Consider the following 15,451-nt stretch of genomic DNA (forward strand, 5'->3'; position numbering starts at 1 on the left):
GATGGATGGAAACGACGCCCACACGCGCCACCAGCACATACAGGTAGCACTGTGGGCGCTACCTGTAAACCGGGGGACGGGGTGGGCGGTCAGCAAATCACTCGCTGGAGAGCAGGTCCATGGTGTGTTTGTCCATCATCTCCAGCGCGCGACCGCCGCCACGGGCGACACAGGTCAGCGGGTCTTCGGCGACGATCACCGGCAGGCCGGTTTCCTGGGCCAGCAGCTTGTCCAGGTCGCGCAGCAGCGCACCACCACCGGTCAGCACCAGGCCGCGCTCGGCGATGTCCGAAGCCAGCTCCGGTGGCGATTGCTCCAGGGCGCTCTTGACCGCCTGCACGATGGTCGCCAGCGATTCCTGAAGGGCTTCGAGCACTTCGTTGGAGTTCAGGGTGAAGGCACGTGGCACGCCTTCGGCCAGGTTGCGGCCGCGTACGTCGACTTCACGCACTTCGCCGCCCGGGTAGGCAGTACCGATTTCCTGCTTGATACGCTCGGCAGTGGACTCGCCGATCAGGCTGCCGTAGTTGCGGCGCACGTAGGTAACGATGGCCTCGTCGAAACGGTCGCCACCCACACGCACGGATTCGGCGTACACCACACCATTGAGGGAGATCAGTGCGATTTCGGTGGTACCACCACCAATATCGACGACCATCGAACCACGGGCTTCCTCGACCGGCAGGCCGGCACCGATGGCGGCGGCCATTGGCTCTTCGATCAGGAACACTTCACGGGCACCGGCACCGAGGGCCGACTCGCGAATGGCGCGGCGCTCTACCTGGGTCGACTTGCACGGAACGCAGATCAGCACGCGAGGGCTGGGCTGCAGAAAACTGTTTTCGTGAACCTTGTTGATGAAGTACTGCAGCATCTTTTCGCAGACGCTGAAATCGGCGATCACACCGTCCTTCATCGGACGAATGGCAGCGATGTTGCCGGGCGTACGGCCGAGCATGCGCTTGGCCTCGGTGCCGACAGCGACGACACTTTTCTGGTTGCCGTGAGTACGAATGGCCACAACCGAAGGCTCATTCAGGACGATACCGCGCTCACGCACGTAAATAAGGGTGTTGGCAGTGCCCAGGTCGATGGAAAGATCGCTGGAAAACATGCCACGCAGTTTCTTGAACATGGGAAAGTGACCCTAGGCAACGCGTGGGTAAAAAAGTGCGGCAAACTCTAACAACGGCGGGGATTTTGGGCAAGGCGCCAATATGTTAAATTGGCAGTTTTTCCGAGCAAGCCAGCACACAATCGCGGCCTTATGACCGTAAATCTGCCAGCATGTTCCTCATTCGCGGACCAATTCCGTTTTTTGTTTTCCCCTGGAGATCCCCATGGCGCTTGAACGCTGCGACGTGGAAAAGATCGCTCACCTGGCCCGCCTGGGCCTCAATGAAGCCGATCTTCCGCGCACTACCGATGCCTTGAACAGTATTCTGGGTTTGGTCGACCAGATGCAAGCGGTCGACACCACTGGCATCGAGCCATTGGCCCACCCCCTTGAAGCCCGTCAGCGCCTGCGTGCCGACGTGGTAACAGAAAGTAACCAGAGAGACAGCTACCAGGCCATCGCCCCGGCGACCGAAAGCGGCCTGTACCTGGTTCCTAAAGTCATCGAGTAAGGGAATAGAGCCTGCCATGCATCAACTGACCCTGGCCGAGATCGCCCGCGGACTCGCCGACAAAGCCTTTTCTGCCGAAGAGCTGACCCGCACGCTGCTGGCGCGCATCCAGCAGCTCGACCCGCAAATCAACAGTTTCATCAGCGTCACCGAAGACCTGGCCCTGGACCAGGCGCGTGCCGCCGACGCCCGCCGTGCTGGCGGTGAAACCGGCGCCCTGCTGGGCGCCCCCATCGCCCACAAGGACCTGTTCTGCACCCAGGGCGTGCGCACCAGCTGCGGCTCGAAGATGCTCGACAACTTCGTCTCGCCGTATGACGCCACCGTGGTCAGCAAGCTGGCCGAGGCCGGCATGGTCACCCTGGGCAAGACCAACATGGACGAGTTCGCCATGGGTTCGGCCAACGAATCCAGCCACTACGGCGCGGTGAAGAACCCGTGGAACCTCGAACACGTGCCGGGCGGTTCGTCCGGCGGTTCGGCCGCTGCCGTGGCCGCGCGCCTGCTGCCGGCCACCACCGGCACCGACACCGGCGGTTCGATCCGCCAGCCGGCGGCGCTGACCAACCTCACCGGCCTCAAGCCGACCTACGGTCGCGTGTCGCGCTGGGGCATGATTGCCTACGCCTCCAGCCTCGACCAGGGTGGCCCGCTGGCGCGTACCGCCGAAGACTGCGCGCTGCTGCTGCAGGCCATGGCCGGTTTCGACGCCAAGGACTCCACCAGCATCGACGAGCCGGTGCCCGACTACAGCGCCCCGCTCAACGCCTCGCTGCAGGGCCTGCGCATCGGCCTGCCGAAGGAATACTTCGGTGCCGGCCTGGACCCGCGCATCGCCGACCTGATCCAGGCCAGCGTCAAGGAGCTGGAAAAGCTCGGCGCGGTGGTCAAGCAGATCAGCCTGCCGAACATGCAGCACGCGATCCCTGCGTACTACGTCATCGCCCCGGCCGAAGCCTCGTCCAACCTCTCGCGTTTCGACGGCGTGCGCTTCGGCTACCGCTGCGAAGACCCCAAGGACCTCACCGACCTGTACAAGCGTTCGCGCGGTGAAGGCTTCGGCCCCGAGGTGCAGCGGCGCATCATGGTCGGCGCCTACGCGCTGTCGGCCGGCTACTACGATGCCTACTACCTGCAGGCGCAGAAGATCCGCCGCCTGATCAAGAACGACTTCATGGCCGCCTTCGAAGAGGTCGACGTGATTCTCGGCCCGACCACGCCCAACCCGGCCTGGAAGCTTGGCGCCAAGAACAGCGACCCGGTCGCCGCCTACCTGGAAGACGTCTACACCATCACCGCCAACCTCGCCGGCCTGCCAGGCCTGTCGATGCCGGCCGGTTTTGTCGACGGCCTGCCGGTCGGCGTGCAACTGCTGGCCCCGTATTTCCAGGAAGGCCGCCTGCTCAACGTCGCGCACCGCTATCAGCAAGTGACTGATTGGCACACCCGCGCACCTACCGGCTTCTGAGGGACAGACACATGCAATGGGAAGTTGTGATCGGGCTGGAAATTCATACCCAGCTCGCCACCCAGTCGAAGATTTTCTCCGGCAGCGCCACCACGTTCGGCTCCGAGCCGAACACCCAGGCCAGCCTGATCGACCTGGGCATGCCCGGCGTACTGCCGGTGCTCAACGAAGAAGCCGTGCGCATGGCCTGCATGTTCGGCCTGGCGATCGACGCCGAAATCGGCGAGCACAACGTGTTCGCGCGCAAGAACTACTTCTACCCCGACCTGCCCAAGGGCTACCAGATCAGCCAGATGGAGCTGCCGATCGTCGGCAAGGGCTACCTGGACATCGCCCTTGAAGACGGCACCGTCAAGCGCATCGGCATCACCCGCGCACACCTGGAGGAAGACGCCGGCAAGAGCCTGCACGAAGACTTCAGCGGCGCCACCGGCATCGACCTGAACCGCGCCGGCACGCCGCTGCTGGAAATCGTCTCCGAGCCGGAAATGCGCAGCGCCAAGGAAGCCGTGGCCTACGTCAAGGCGATCCACGCACTGGTGCGCTACCTGGGCATCTGCGACGGCAACATGGCCGAGGGCTCGCTGCGCTGCGACTGCAACGTGTCGATCCGGCCCAAGGGCCAGGTCGAGTTCGGCACCCGCTGCGAGATCAAGAACGTCAACTCGTTCCGCTTCATCGAGAAGGCGATCAACACCGAGGTGCAGCGCCAGATCGAACTGATCGAGGATGGCGGCCGGGTGATCCAGGAAACCCGCCTGTACGACCCGAACAAGGACGAGACCCGCTCCATGCGCAGCAAGGAGGAGGCCAACGACTACCGTTACTTCCCCGACCCGGACCTGCTGCCGGTGGTCATCGAACCGGCGTTCCTCGACGCCATCCGCGCCACCCTGCCCGAACTGCCGCCGCAGAAGCGCGAGCGCTTCCAGAGCCAGTTCGGCCTGTCGGCCTACGACGCCAACGTGCTGGCCTCCAGCCGCGAGCAGGCCGACTACTTCGAGCAGGTGGTCGGTGTGTGCGGCGATGCCAAGCTGGCGGCCAACTGGGTCATGGTCGAGCTGGGCAGCCTGCTGAACAAGCTGGGCCTGGAGATCGACCAGGCGCCGGTCAGCGCCGCGCAACTGGGCGGCATGCTGCAGCGCATTCTGGACAACACCATCAGCGGCAAGATCGCCAAGGTGGTGTTCGAGAAGATGGCCGCCGGTGAAGGCGATGCCGACCAGATCATCGAGGCCGAAGGCCTGAAACAGGTGACCGACACCGGCGCGATCGAGAAGGTGCTGGACGAAGTGCTGGCGGCCAACGCCGAGCAGGTCGAGCAGTACCGCGCGGCGGACGAGGCCAAGCGCGGCAAGATGTTCGGCTTCTTCGTCGGCCAGGCGATGAAGGCGTCCAAGGGCAAGGCCAACCCGCAACAGGTGAACCAATTGCTCAAGAGCAAGCTCGAAGGCTGAACCGCGTCGCCTGCATTCGCCGGCAACGCCGGCTCCTACAAGGACGCACCAATCCCTGCAGGAGCCGGCGTTGCCGGCGAAGGCCACACCACGGAGTAACCGGATACATGTGGCGTCCCCTCAGCGCACTGCTCGCGCTTTTCACCCTGCTCGCCGGCTGTGCCAGCCACACCCTCGACCCCCGCGGTTACGACCAGACCGGCACCGCCTCCTATTACGGTTCCCGCCATCACGGCAAACGCACCGCCAGTGGCGAACCCTTCGACCAGCACGGCCTGACCGCCGCCCATCGCAGCCTGCCCTTCGGCACCCGCGTGCAGGTCACCAACCTCGCCAACGACCGCCGCGTCGTGGTACGCATCAACGACCGCGGCCCGCATACCCGGGGTCGACTCATCGACCTGTCACGCGCCGCCGCCGACCAACTGGGCATGCTCCGTAGCGGAACCGCGCGGGTACGGGTACAAAGTCTCAGCAACTGACCCTGCTTCGGAGCACGACCATTTTCGACCTGGCCGCTTTACCCACCTTCAGCCTGCTGCAACTGGCCCTGGGCCTGCTGCTGCTGATCACCGGCGCCGAACTGCTGGTGCGCGCCGCCCTGCGCCTGGCCGCCAGCCTGCAGGTGCGTCCGCTGATCATCGGCCTGAGCCTGGTGGCCTTCGGCAGCAGCGCCCCGCAACTGACCGTGAGCCTGCAGGCGGCCTACACCGGCGCACCCGACGTGGCGGTGGGCAGCGTGATCGGCAGCAACATCTTCAACGTGCTGGTCACCCTGGGCCTGGCCGCTCTGATCATCCCCCTGCGCGTTTCGCGGCAACTGGTACGCCTGGACATCCCGCTGATGATCGGCGCCAGCCTGCTGGTGTACCTGCTGGCCCTGGACGAGCGCATCGGCCGCCTCGAAGGCGCCCTGCTGCTGCTCGGGCTGGTTGCCTACCTGGCCATCCTGTGGCACCAGTCACGCCACCACGCACGCACCTACCCCGCCCCCGGCCCGCGGCCGCAGCGTGGCGTCGGCTTCTGGTTCGGCACCCTGGCACTGATGCTCACCGGCCTGGGCCTGCTGAGCCTGGCCGGGCACCTGTTGCTGGAGGCAGCAGTGGAAGTGGCCGTCGACCTGGGCCTGTCGGAGCGGGTGATCGGCCTGACCGTGGTGGCGGTATGCACCTCGCTGCCGGAGCTGGCCACCTCGCTGATCGCCGCCTTGCGCGGCGAGCGTGAAATCGCCGTGGGCAACGTGATCGGCAGCAACCTGTTCAACCTGCTGGCGGTGCTCGGGCTGACCGCGCTGGTGGCCCCGGTGCCGCTGTCGATCTCGCCCAACGCGCTGGCCTTCGACCTGCCGGTGATGCTCGGCGTGGCCGTGCTGACCCTGCCGGTGTTCTATTCCGGCTACCGCGTCACCCGCGCCGAAGGTCTGGTGTTCCTGTGTCTTTACCTGGCCTATGGTCTGCACGTGGTGGCCTTCACCACCGGCATGCCGCTGGCCAACCGTCTGGAGCAGCTGATGCTGCTTTATGTCCTGCCGACGCTGGCGGTGGTGCTGATGTACACCACCGTGCGCGCCTGGCGCCGCCAACACTAAGGAAAACAACATGGGCGAGAGCAACAAAACCGGCGAACAGGTTCGCCGCCAGGTCATGGGCGATGCATTCGTGGACCGTGCACTGGGCAATGCCACCGAGTTCACCGAGCCGCTGCAGGCGTTCGTCAACGAGCACGCCTGGGGCAGCGTGTGGAGCCGCGAAGGCCTGCCGCTGAAAACCCGCAGCCTGATCACCCTGGCGGCGCTGACCGCGCTCAAGTGCCCGCAGGAGCTCAAGGGCCACGTGCGTGGCGCCCTGAACAACGGCTGTACGGTGGAAGAGATTCGCGAGGCGTTGCTGCATTGCGCCGTGTACGCCGGCGTACCGGCGGCGATCGATGCGTTTCGCGCCGCCCAGGAAGTGATCGACAGCTACCAGCAGGGCTGACCGATCACCCCGCAGGGCCGTCAGCCGGCGACGGCGGCGGCCTTCTGCCCCTTCTTCTTGAGCCAGAACGCCACGCCCAGGGTGGCGATCCAGGCCGGAATCAGCAGTACCGAGATGCGGATCGGCGGGGTCAGGTACATCACCACCAGAATCAGCACGATGAACGCCAGGCACAGGTAGTTGGTGACCGGGTGCCCCCAGCTCTTGTAGAAAGTCGACTCGCCGGCAGCGATCTTGGCCTTGCGAAACTTCAGGTGGGTGATGCTGATGCTCGCCCAGTTGATCACCAGTGCCGACACCGCCAGCGCCATCAGCAGGCCGAAGGCTTCGCCCGGCATCAGGTAGTTGATCAGCACGCACAGGCCGGTGGCCACCGCCGATACGCCCAGCGCCGCCAGCGGCACGCCACGACGGTTGATCTTGAGCAGTGCGCGCGGCGCATCACCCTGGCTGGCCAGGCCGAACAGCATGCGGCTATTGCAGTACACGCAGCTGTTGTACACCGACAGCGCGGCAGTCAGCACCACCACGTTGAGAATGGTGGCCACCAGGTTGCTGTCCAGGTTGTGGAAGATCATCACGAACGGGCTGCCGCCCTGCACCACCTTCTGCCAGGGGTACAGCGACAGCAGCACCGCCAGTGCGCCGATGTAGAAGATCAGGATGCGGTACACCACCTGGTTGGTCGCGCGTGGAATGCTGTAGCGCGGGTTGTCCGCCTCGGCCGCGGTGATGCCGACCAGCTCCAGCCCGCCGAAGGAGAACATGATCACCGCCATCGCCATCACCAGCCCGGTGATGCCATTGGGGAAGAACCCGCCGTACTGCCACAGGTTGGCCACGCTGGCATCCGGCCCGCCGCTGCCGCTGGCCAGCAGCCAGGCGCCGAAGCCGATCATGCTGACGATGGCGATCACCTTGACCAGCGCGAACCAGAATTCCAGCTCGCCGTACACCTTGACCTGGGTGAGGTTGATCAGGTTGATCGCCACGAAGAAGATCGCTGCAGTGGCCCAGGTGGGGAAGTCCGGCCACCAGTACTGCACGTAGATACCCACCGCCGTCAGTTCGGCCATGCCCACCAGCACATAGACCACCCAGTAGTTCCAGCCCGAGACGAAGCCGGCGAACTCGTTCCAGTAGCGGTGCGCAAAGTGGCTGAAGCTGCCCGCCACCGGTTCCTCGACCACCATCTCACCCAGCTGGCGCATGATGAAAAAGGCCATCAGGCCGGCGATGGCGTAGCCCAGCAGCACGGCAGGGCCTGCCATCTGGATGGTCTGGGCGATGCCCAGGAACAACCCGGTGCCGATGGCGCCGCCCAGCGCGATCAACTGGATGTGACGGTTCTTCAGGCCGCGATGCAAACGCTCGGGCGTGATCTGGTCTTGCATGAAGTGTCCTCAGGCAGGGAGGCCGTTATTTTGAGTGTGGGCGACAGGATCTAGATCCAGCCGCCCCACTGCAAGATAAATATGCCGATATTCGTCGTAACTGCGGCCATCAGCGTGGTAATCACGATGATCGAGGCGGCCAGCTGGTGATTGCCGTTGGCCGCGCGCGCCATCACGTAGCTGGACGCGGCGGTGGGGCTGGCGATGTACAGGAACAGCACCCCCAGCTCCGCGCCGCGAAAGCCGCACAGCCAGGCGCCGAAGGTGGCCAGCAGCGGCAGCCACACCATCTTTACCAGGCTGGCACTCAGCGCCATGCGCCCGCTGGCGTGCAACGAGGCCATCGACAGCGTGCCGCCGATGCAGATCAGCGCCAGCGGCAGGGTCATCTGCGCCAGGTAGTCACCGGAGGTCAGCAGCCAGTTGGGCAGCCCCACCTTGGCATACGCCAGCACGCCGGCCACCAGCACACTGATGATCAGCGGGTTGCGCAGGATGCTCTTGAGGATGCTCCAGGGGTCGGACTTGATGGTCGGGCTGTACACCGCCAGCACCACGGCCGACAGCGAGTTGTAGAGCAGGATCACCAGCCCGGCCAGCACCGCGCCGATGGAGATGCCATGATCGCCGTACATGCTCCCGGCCAGCGCCAGGCCGATGACCGCATTGTTGCCGCGAAAGCCGCCCTGGGCGTAGATGCCGCGATCTTCACGGGGGCAGCGCCAGATCGCGATCAGCCAGGCCAGGCCGAAGCTGCCCAGGGTGGCGACAGTGAAGTAGAGCAGCAGCGAGGGTTGGACCGCCGCCTCGAGATCGGCGTGGTAGATGCCCAGAAACAGCAGCGCCGGCATGCTCACGTTGAACACCAGGGCCGAGGCGGTCTGGATGAAGCTGTCGTTGATGGCGTTGATACGGCGCAGCAGCACGCCCATGAACATCATCGCGAACACCGGCGCGGTGATGTTCAGGGTCTGGAGAAAAAGGGCGAGCATGCAGGTGGTCCCGTCGGCGTCGTTAGGGAGCTAATCATACGTCAACCTTGGGGCTGCCATGCAGCCCCTTCGGCGCCAGTGCCGGCGCCATCAGGTTCACACCGACCACGTAGGAGCCGGCCTTGCCGGCGAAGAGGCCCTGAGGTTCAGCGCCGAACCGGGCGCTTCTGCAATTTGCGCTGCAGGGTACGCCGGTGCATGCCCAGCGCCCGCGCCGTGGCCGAGATATTGCCCTCATGCTCGGTCAGCACACGCTGGATGTGCTCCCACTGCAGGCGGTCCACCGACATCGGGTTTTCCGGTACCAGCGTGTCCAGGTCGGCGTGCTCGGACGCCAGCGCCGCCAGCACGTCGTCGGCATCGGCCGGCTTGCACAGGTAATTGCAGGCGCCGCGCTTGATCGCCTCCACCGCGGTGGCAATGCTCGAATAGCCGGTGAGGATCACCACGCGCATCTCCGGGTCCAGTTCCAGCAGCTTGGGCAGCAGCACCAGCCCGGAGTCGCCCTCCATCTTCAGGTCCAGCGTGGCGTAGTCCGGCACGTCCTGCTGGGCAATCTGCAGGCCCTCTTCGGCAGAACCCGCCGTGCTCACGCGAAACCCGCGCCGGCTCATGGCCCGGGCCATCACCCGGGTAAACGTGGCGTCGTCATCCACCAGCAGCAGGTGCGGCAGCTCTTCGCCTTCAGCCTGAATTTCATCACTCATCACACGTCTCCTCGCGCGTCACGCGGCAGGCGCAGCTCGGTGAGCGTACCGCCTTCCTCATGACTATAGAGTTTTACCGAGCCGCCAGCACGGGTCACGCTGGCCTTGCTCAAGAACAGGCCCAGGCCGAAGCCCTTGCCCTTGGTGGTAAAGAAGGGTTTGCCGATCTGCTCGGCGATCGCCACCGGCACGCCGGGGCCATGGTCGCGAATGCTGATCACGATGTCCTCGGCGTCCCAGTCCAGGTACACCTCCAGGTCATTGGGGCAGGCATCGGCTGCATTGTTCAACAGGTTCAGCAGGGCCTGGGTCAGGTCCGGCGGCGGCGCCAGGCGCGGCACCGTACCCTGGCCCAGGCGCTGGAAGCGATAGCTGGCCTCGGGGCGCATCAGGTGCCAGCGGTTGAGCGCCTCGTCCAGCCAGAAGCTCGCCTCCTGCTCTTGCACCGCCATGCGCCGGTTGGCCTCGGCGGCGCGCACCAGGTTCTGCAAGGTGTGCTTGCACTGCTTGACCTGCTCCTGCAGCGTCTCCAGGTCTTCCTGCAGCAGCGGGTCGGTGTGGTCCTGGCGCATCTCGTTGATCAGCACGCTCATGGTCGCCAGCGGCGTGCCCAGCTCATGGGCGGCACCGGCGGCCTGGGTGGCCACGGCCAGCAGTTGCTGGTCGCGCAGGCCTTCCTCGCGGCGCTGGGCCTGGAACTGCTGCTGGCGACGCAGCTCTTCGGCCATCTTGGCGGCAAAGAAGGTGATCACCCCGGCGGCCAGGGCAAAACTCAGCCACATGCCGTAGATCTGCATCTTCTCGCGGGCCATGGGGAAAGTTTCGAGCGGGAAGTACTGCACCAGCAGCAGGGTGTAGGCCACCAGCGCAATGCCCGACAGAATCAGCGAATACAGCCATGGCAGCGTCACCGCGGCAATCGCCAGGGGCACCAGGTAATAGGACACGAAGGGGTTGGTCGAGCCCCCGGAAAAATACAGCAGCGCACTGTGGATCAGCAGGTCGCAGGCCAGCTGCACCGCATACTCCAGCTCGGTGACCGGCAGCGAGGTGCGCAGCCGGATGGCCGTGAGCACGCACAGCACCATGGAGAACCCCAGGGTGATGCTCAGCGCCAGCCACGGCAGTGGCAGCAGTTCGGTCCAGTAGGCGACCGCCACCGAACCGGCCTGGGCGGCCAGCACCAGGGTGCGGATGAAGGTCAGGCGCCAGAGGTTCTGACGTGTGGCAGACAGCATGAGTACGGGGGCGAGCATGAGCTCTCCTGATGAGTGCTCCAGGTGAATCGTGGCGAGTATACCCAAGCTGCACCCCGCGCTGCAGCAATGCGGCAAAGCGCCACAGGCACACCGGCTTCGATGATGGCTTTTTGAACCTCGTCGGTTTGTGCGAGTCTGATGGGGTCTGCGTGGTCGGGATCGACCGCCGCCACGCCTCAATTTCAAGGAGTTGCCCATGCACACTGTGTCTCGCGCCAGTACCACCCTCGTCCTCGCGACCGGCCTGTTTGCCAGCTTTGCGGCACTGGCCGACGAGCCTCGCTACAACCAGGTTTCACTGCGCGCCGAAGCCAGCAAGGAAGTCGCCCGCGACCTGATGGTCGTGACCCTGTACACCGAGGCGCAGAACACCGACCCGGCCAAGCTGGCCAACGAGATCACCACCAGCATGAACAAGGCGCTGGAAAAGGCCCGTGCGGTCAAGGACGTCAAGCTCAGCCAGGACAGCCGCAACAGCTACCCGATCTACGACAACAAGAACCAGAAGATCACCGGCTGGCGCGAACGTGCCGAGCTGCGCCTGGAAAGCGCGAACTTCCCGGCGCTGTCCAAGCTCACCGGCGAGCTGCTGCAGGACCTGAAGATGGGCGGGATGGATTTCGCCATCGCCCCGGCCACCCGCAAGAGCAGCGAAGACGCCCTGCTCAAGGATGCCATCGACGCCTTCAAGGCCCGCGCCCAGCTGACCACCGAAGCCCTCGGCGGCAAGGGCTACAAGGTGGTCAACCTGAACCTCAACAGCAGCGGCTACCCGCACCCCTACGCCCGCGGGGCCATGATGATGAAGGCCAGCATGGACGCCGAAGCCGCGCCAAGCCCGGAAATCGAAGCCGGTACCAGCCAGGTCAGCCTCAGCGCAGACGGCACCATCGAAGTGCTGATGCCCTGATTCACCTGCGGGCAACGCCTGCATCGCTGTCAGCTATGGTTTGAGGGTCGCGCTGGTCAACAGGCCAGCCTCCCTGCCCGCCGAGCGGCCCCACTGGCCGCCCGGCGCACCAATGACATCGATGAGGCCAACAATGCTCAAACACGCGGTCCTTCCCTACCTGCTCGGCGCAGGCCTGCTGGCCGGCGCACCGCTGGCCCATGCCGCCAGCAACCTGGTGTTCTGCTCCGAGGGCAGCCCGGCGGGCTTCGACCCGGGCCAGTACACCACCAGTACCGACTTCGACGCCTCGGCCGAGACCGTCTTCAACCGCCTCAGCCAGTTCGAACGCGGCGGTACGGCGGTGATCCCCGGGCTTGCCACACGCTGGGACATCAGCGACGACGGCCTGAGCTACACCTTCCACCTGCGCGAAGGCGTGCAGTTCCACAGCACCGACTACTTCAAGCCCAGCCGCCCCTTCAACGCCGATGACGTGCTGTTCACCTTCAACCGCATGCTCGACAGGAACCTGCCGTTTCGCAAGGCCTACCCCACCGAGTTCCCCTACTTCACCGACATGGGCATGGACAAGAACATCGTCAAGCTCGAAAAGCTCGACGAACACACGGTCAGGTTCACCCTGGCCAGCGTGGACGCCGCGTTCATCCAGAACATGGCCATGAGCTTCGCCTCGATCCAGTCCGCCGAATACGCCGAGCAACTGCTCAAGCAGGGCAAGCCTGCCGACATCAACCAGAAGCCGATCGGCACCGGCCCCTTCGTGTTCGCCAAGTACCAGAAAGACGCGCAGATCCGCTTCAAGGGCAACAAGGCCTACTGGCAACCGCAGGACGTGAAGATCGACAACCTGATCTTCGCCATCACCACCGACCCGTCGGTGCGCATGCAGAAGCTCAAGAAGAACGAATGCCAGATCACGCTGTTCCCGCGCCCGGCCGACCTCAAGTCGCTGGAAGCGGCCCCCAACCTGAACCTGCCGCACCAGGCCGGCTTCAACCTGGGCTACATCGCCTACAACGTGACCGACCCGATCAAGGGCACCACCGCGCCCAACCCCATGGCCCAGCTCAAAGTGCGCCAGGCCCTGGACATGGCGGTGAACAAGCAGCAGATCATCGACGCGGTGTACCAGGGCGCGGGGCAGCTGGCGGTCAATGCCATGCCGCCCACCCAGTGGAGCTACGACGACACCATCAAGGACGTGCCCTACGACCCGGCCAAAGCCAAGGCGCTGGTGCAGGAGGCCGGGGTCAGGGAGGGCACCGAGATCACCCTGTGGGCCATGCCGGTGCAACGCCCCTACAACCCCAACGCCCGGCTCATGGCCGAGATGATCCAGGCCGACTGGGCGAAGATCGGCATCAAGGCCAGCATCGTCAGCTACGAGTGGGGCGAATACATGAAGCGCGCCAAGGCCGGTGAGAACGGCGCCATGCTGATCGGCTGGAGCGGCGACAACGGCGACCCGGACAACTGGCTGGGCACCCTCTACGGCTGCGACGCGGTGAACGGCAACAACTTCTCCAAATGGTGCGACCCCGCCTACGACGCGCTGATCAAGCAGGCCAAGGCCACCCCCGACCAGGCCCGACGCACCGAGCTGTACAAGCAGGCGCAGCACATCATCAAGGCGCAGGTGCCGATCACCCCGATCGCCCATTCCACGGTGTACCAGCCGATGCGCAAGACCGTGCAGGACTTCAAGATCAGCCCCTTCGGCCTGAATGCCTTCTACGGCGTAAGCGTCAGCCAATAGACACCCAACGCGATGTTTAGCCTGTCCCTGCGGGCGCCGAGCTCATCGGTGCACGCGGGGCACTGATACCTGCTTGAAAATTACGACACCACACCAAGATTTTTCCCACGCCTCACACCCACTTCCTTACCTGCACGCCCGCCGCCTGCGTCCCTACCGTGGAGCGCGTGGTGGTGCTGGCACCCTGCTGTCGCCGCGCCCCCCACGCCTCGTACAACAACAAAGGAATGGGACCGCATGCGTATTTCTCCGGTTTTCGCCGCACTGCTGGGCCTGGGGGCACTGGCCTATGGCCCGACAGCCCTGGCCAAGGGCAACCTGGTGTTCTGCTCCGAGGGCAGCCCGGGCGGCTTCGATATCGCCCAGTACACCACCTCCATCGAAAACGACGCCGCCGAGCCGCTGTACAACGGCCTGGTGGAATTCGAACGCGGCGCCACCCGCGTCATCCCCTCGCTGGCGACCGGCTGGGACGTTTCCGATGACGGCCTGACCTATACCTTCCGCCTGCGCCAGGGCGTGAAGTTCCACGCCAACAAGGACTTCACCCCCACCCGCGACTTCAACGCCGACGACGTGCTGCTCACCTTCCAGCGCATGCTCGACCCGCAGCACCCGTTTCGCGTGGCCTACCCGGCCGAGTTCCCCTACTTCGTCAGCATGGACCTGGACAAGAACATCGCCCGGGTCGAAAAGCGTGACCCCTACACGGTGGTCTTCACCCTCAACAGCGTCGACGCCGCCTTCATCCAGAACCTGGCCATGGGCTTTGCCTCGATCGTCTCTGCCGAATACGCCACCCAGCTGATGGCCAGCGGGCGCCTCAGCGACTTCGACCAGAAGCCGATCGGCACCGGCCCCTTCGTGTTCCAGCGCTACCAGAAGGATGCGCAGATCCGCTACCGGGCCAACCCCGACTACTGGGACCCGCAACAGGTCAGGCTCGACCAGCTGATCTTCTCGATCAACACCGACGCCTCGGTGCGGGTGCAGAAGCTGCGCAAGGGGGAATGCCAGGTCACCGTCAACCCGCGCCCCGCCGACCTCAAGGCCCTGGCCGCCGACCCGAAGATCAACATGCTCGACCAGCCCGGCTTCAACCTGGGCTACATCGCCTACAACGTGCAGCACCCGCCGTTCGACCAGCTGCAGGTGCGCCAGGCCATGGACATGGCGGTGAACAAGGCGGCCATCGTCAAGGCGGTGTACCAGGATGCCGGCCAACTGGCCGTGAACTTCATGCCGCCCACCCAGTGGTCCTACGACCCGAGCATCCGCGATGCCGGCTACGACCCCGACAAGGCCCGCGCCCTGCTGGCGGCCGCCGGGGTCAAGCCCGGCACGCCCATCACCCTGTGGGCCATGCCGGTGCAACGCCCCTACAACCCCAACGCCAAGCTGATGGCCGAGATGCTCCAGGCCGACTGGGGCAAGGTCGGCCTGGACGTGAAGATCGTCAGCTACGAATGGGGCGAGTACATCAAGCGCACCAAGAACGGCGAGCACGACGTGATGCTGCTGGGCTGGACCGGTGACAACGGCGACCCCGACAACTGGATGGGCACCCTCTACAGCTGCGGTGCCATCGGCAGCAACAACGTGTCGATGTGGTGCGACCCCGAATACGACGCCCTGGTGCAGCAGGCCAAGCGCATCACCGACCCCGCCGCGCGCACCGCGCTGTACCAGCAGGCCCAGCAGCGCATGAAGCAGCAGGTGCCGATCACCCCGGTCGCCCACTCCACCGTGCATCAACCGCTGAGCGTCCGGGTACAGGACTTCAAGGTCAGCCCGTTCGGGCGCAACAGTTTTTCGGGCGTCAGCGTCGACTGACCTCTGCCCGCCCCCTCCCAAGGTTCACCGCCGCACCCGCCGGGCTCACGAGGCCCGGCGGCTAATAA

At 65.0% G+C, this 15,451-nt stretch carries 14 protein-coding genes; 9 read left to right on the forward strand and 5 right to left on the reverse strand.

Annotated elements, in window-relative coordinates; all coding sequences use genetic code 11:
- Positions 1-97 precede the first annotated feature (97 nt).
- Positions 98-1,135 (reverse strand): rod shape-determining protein MreB, encoded by a 1,038-nt coding sequence (gene mreB, locus CR917_RS02790; RefSeq protein WP_008371426.1) that lies wholly within the window; start codon positions 1,133-1,135, stop codon positions 98-100.
- A gap of 205 nt (positions 1,136-1,340) precedes the next feature.
- Here mreB and gatC point away from each other — a divergent pair, with 205 nt between their 5' ends.
- The 6 genes from gatC to CR917_RS02820 all read left to right on the forward strand — a co-directional run bounded on the left by gatC (position 1,341) and on the right by CR917_RS02820 (position 6,529).
- Complete coding sequence (gene gatC, locus CR917_RS02795) at positions 1,341-1,628, forward strand: Asp-tRNA(Asn)/Glu-tRNA(Gln) amidotransferase subunit GatC (RefSeq protein WP_043862477.1); 288 nt, start codon at positions 1,341-1,343, stop codon at positions 1,626-1,628.
- A gap of 16 nt (positions 1,629-1,644) precedes the next feature.
- Entirely contained in the window at positions 1,645-3,096 is a 1,452-nt protein-coding gene (gene gatA, locus CR917_RS02800) for an Asp-tRNA(Asn)/Glu-tRNA(Gln) amidotransferase subunit GatA (RefSeq protein WP_043862478.1), read from the forward strand.
- A gap of 11 nt (positions 3,097-3,107) precedes the next feature.
- On the forward strand, positions 3,108-4,553 hold the full coding sequence (gatB, locus tag CR917_RS02805) for an Asp-tRNA(Asn)/Glu-tRNA(Gln) amidotransferase subunit GatB (protein WP_054916385.1): 1,446 nt from the start codon (positions 3,108-3,110) through the stop codon (positions 4,551-4,553).
- Between the two features lie 107 nt (positions 4,554-4,660).
- A complete protein-coding gene (locus CR917_RS02810; protein ID WP_043862480.1) occupies positions 4,661-5,035 on the forward strand; it encodes a septal ring lytic transglycosylase RlpA family protein in 375 nt (124 codons plus the stop codon).
- Between the two features lie 62 nt (positions 5,036-5,097).
- A complete protein-coding gene (locus tag CR917_RS02815) occupies positions 5,098-6,141 on the forward strand; it encodes a calcium/sodium antiporter (RefSeq protein ID WP_043862481.1) in 1,044 nt (347 codons plus the stop codon).
- A 10-nt stretch (positions 6,142-6,151) separates the two neighbouring features.
- Positions 6,152-6,529, forward strand: a complete 378-nt coding sequence (locus CR917_RS02820; protein WP_043862482.1) for a carboxymuconolactone decarboxylase family protein — start codon at positions 6,152-6,154, stop codon at positions 6,527-6,529.
- A gap of 20 nt (positions 6,530-6,549) precedes the next feature.
- Here CR917_RS02820 and CR917_RS02825 read toward each other — a convergent pair whose 3' ends face one another.
- From CR917_RS02825 to CR917_RS02840, 4 genes are all read right to left on the reverse strand, one after another.
- Positions 6,550-7,923 carry an amino acid permease gene (locus CR917_RS02825; RefSeq protein WP_043862483.1) on the reverse strand — a complete coding sequence of 458 codons (1,374 nt, stop codon included), beginning with the start codon at positions 7,921-7,923 and terminating at the stop codon, positions 6,550-6,552.
- 50 nt (positions 7,924-7,973) lie between these two features.
- Positions 7,974-8,915, reverse strand: coding sequence for an AEC family transporter (locus CR917_RS02830; protein WP_054916387.1), 942 nt, complete (start codon positions 8,913-8,915; stop codon positions 7,974-7,976).
- 146 nt (positions 8,916-9,061) lie between these two features.
- A complete protein-coding gene (locus CR917_RS02835; protein ID WP_043862485.1) occupies positions 9,062-9,622 on the reverse strand; it encodes a response regulator transcription factor in 561 nt (186 codons plus the stop codon).
- The gene (locus CR917_RS02840) at positions 9,622-10,878 is read right to left on the reverse strand and encodes an ATP-binding protein (RefSeq protein WP_054916388.1); all 1,257 of its coding nucleotides are present in this window, start codon (positions 10,876-10,878) and stop codon (positions 9,622-9,624) included. The genes CR917_RS02835 and CR917_RS02840 overlap by 1 nt, the downstream gene beginning before the upstream one ends.
- Positions 10,879-11,077: 199 nt before the next feature.
- Here CR917_RS02840 and CR917_RS02845 point away from each other — a divergent pair, with 199 nt between their 5' ends.
- The 3 genes from CR917_RS02845 (at position 11,078) to CR917_RS02855 (ending at position 15,383) form a co-directional block, all read left to right on the forward strand.
- Complete coding sequence (locus CR917_RS02845; protein ID WP_043862487.1) at positions 11,078-11,791, forward strand: SIMPL domain-containing protein; 714 nt, start codon at positions 11,078-11,080, stop codon at positions 11,789-11,791.
- 133 nt (positions 11,792-11,924) lie between these two features.
- Positions 11,925-13,550, forward strand: a complete 1,626-nt coding sequence (locus tag CR917_RS02850) for an ABC transporter substrate-binding protein (RefSeq protein ID WP_104571866.1) — start codon at positions 11,925-11,927, stop codon at positions 13,548-13,550.
- 237 nt (positions 13,551-13,787) lie between these two features.
- On the forward strand, positions 13,788-15,383 hold the full coding sequence (locus CR917_RS02855; RefSeq protein WP_043862489.1) for an ABC transporter substrate-binding protein: 1,596 nt from the start codon (positions 13,788-13,790) through the stop codon (positions 15,381-15,383).
- The last annotated feature ends 68 nt before the right edge of the window (positions 15,384-15,451 follow it).

The sequence above is a fragment of the Pseudomonas sp. BRM28 genome, assembly GCF_002939405.1.
Classification (GTDB): Bacteria; Pseudomonadota; Gammaproteobacteria; order Pseudomonadales; family Pseudomonadaceae; genus Aquipseudomonas; species Aquipseudomonas palmensis.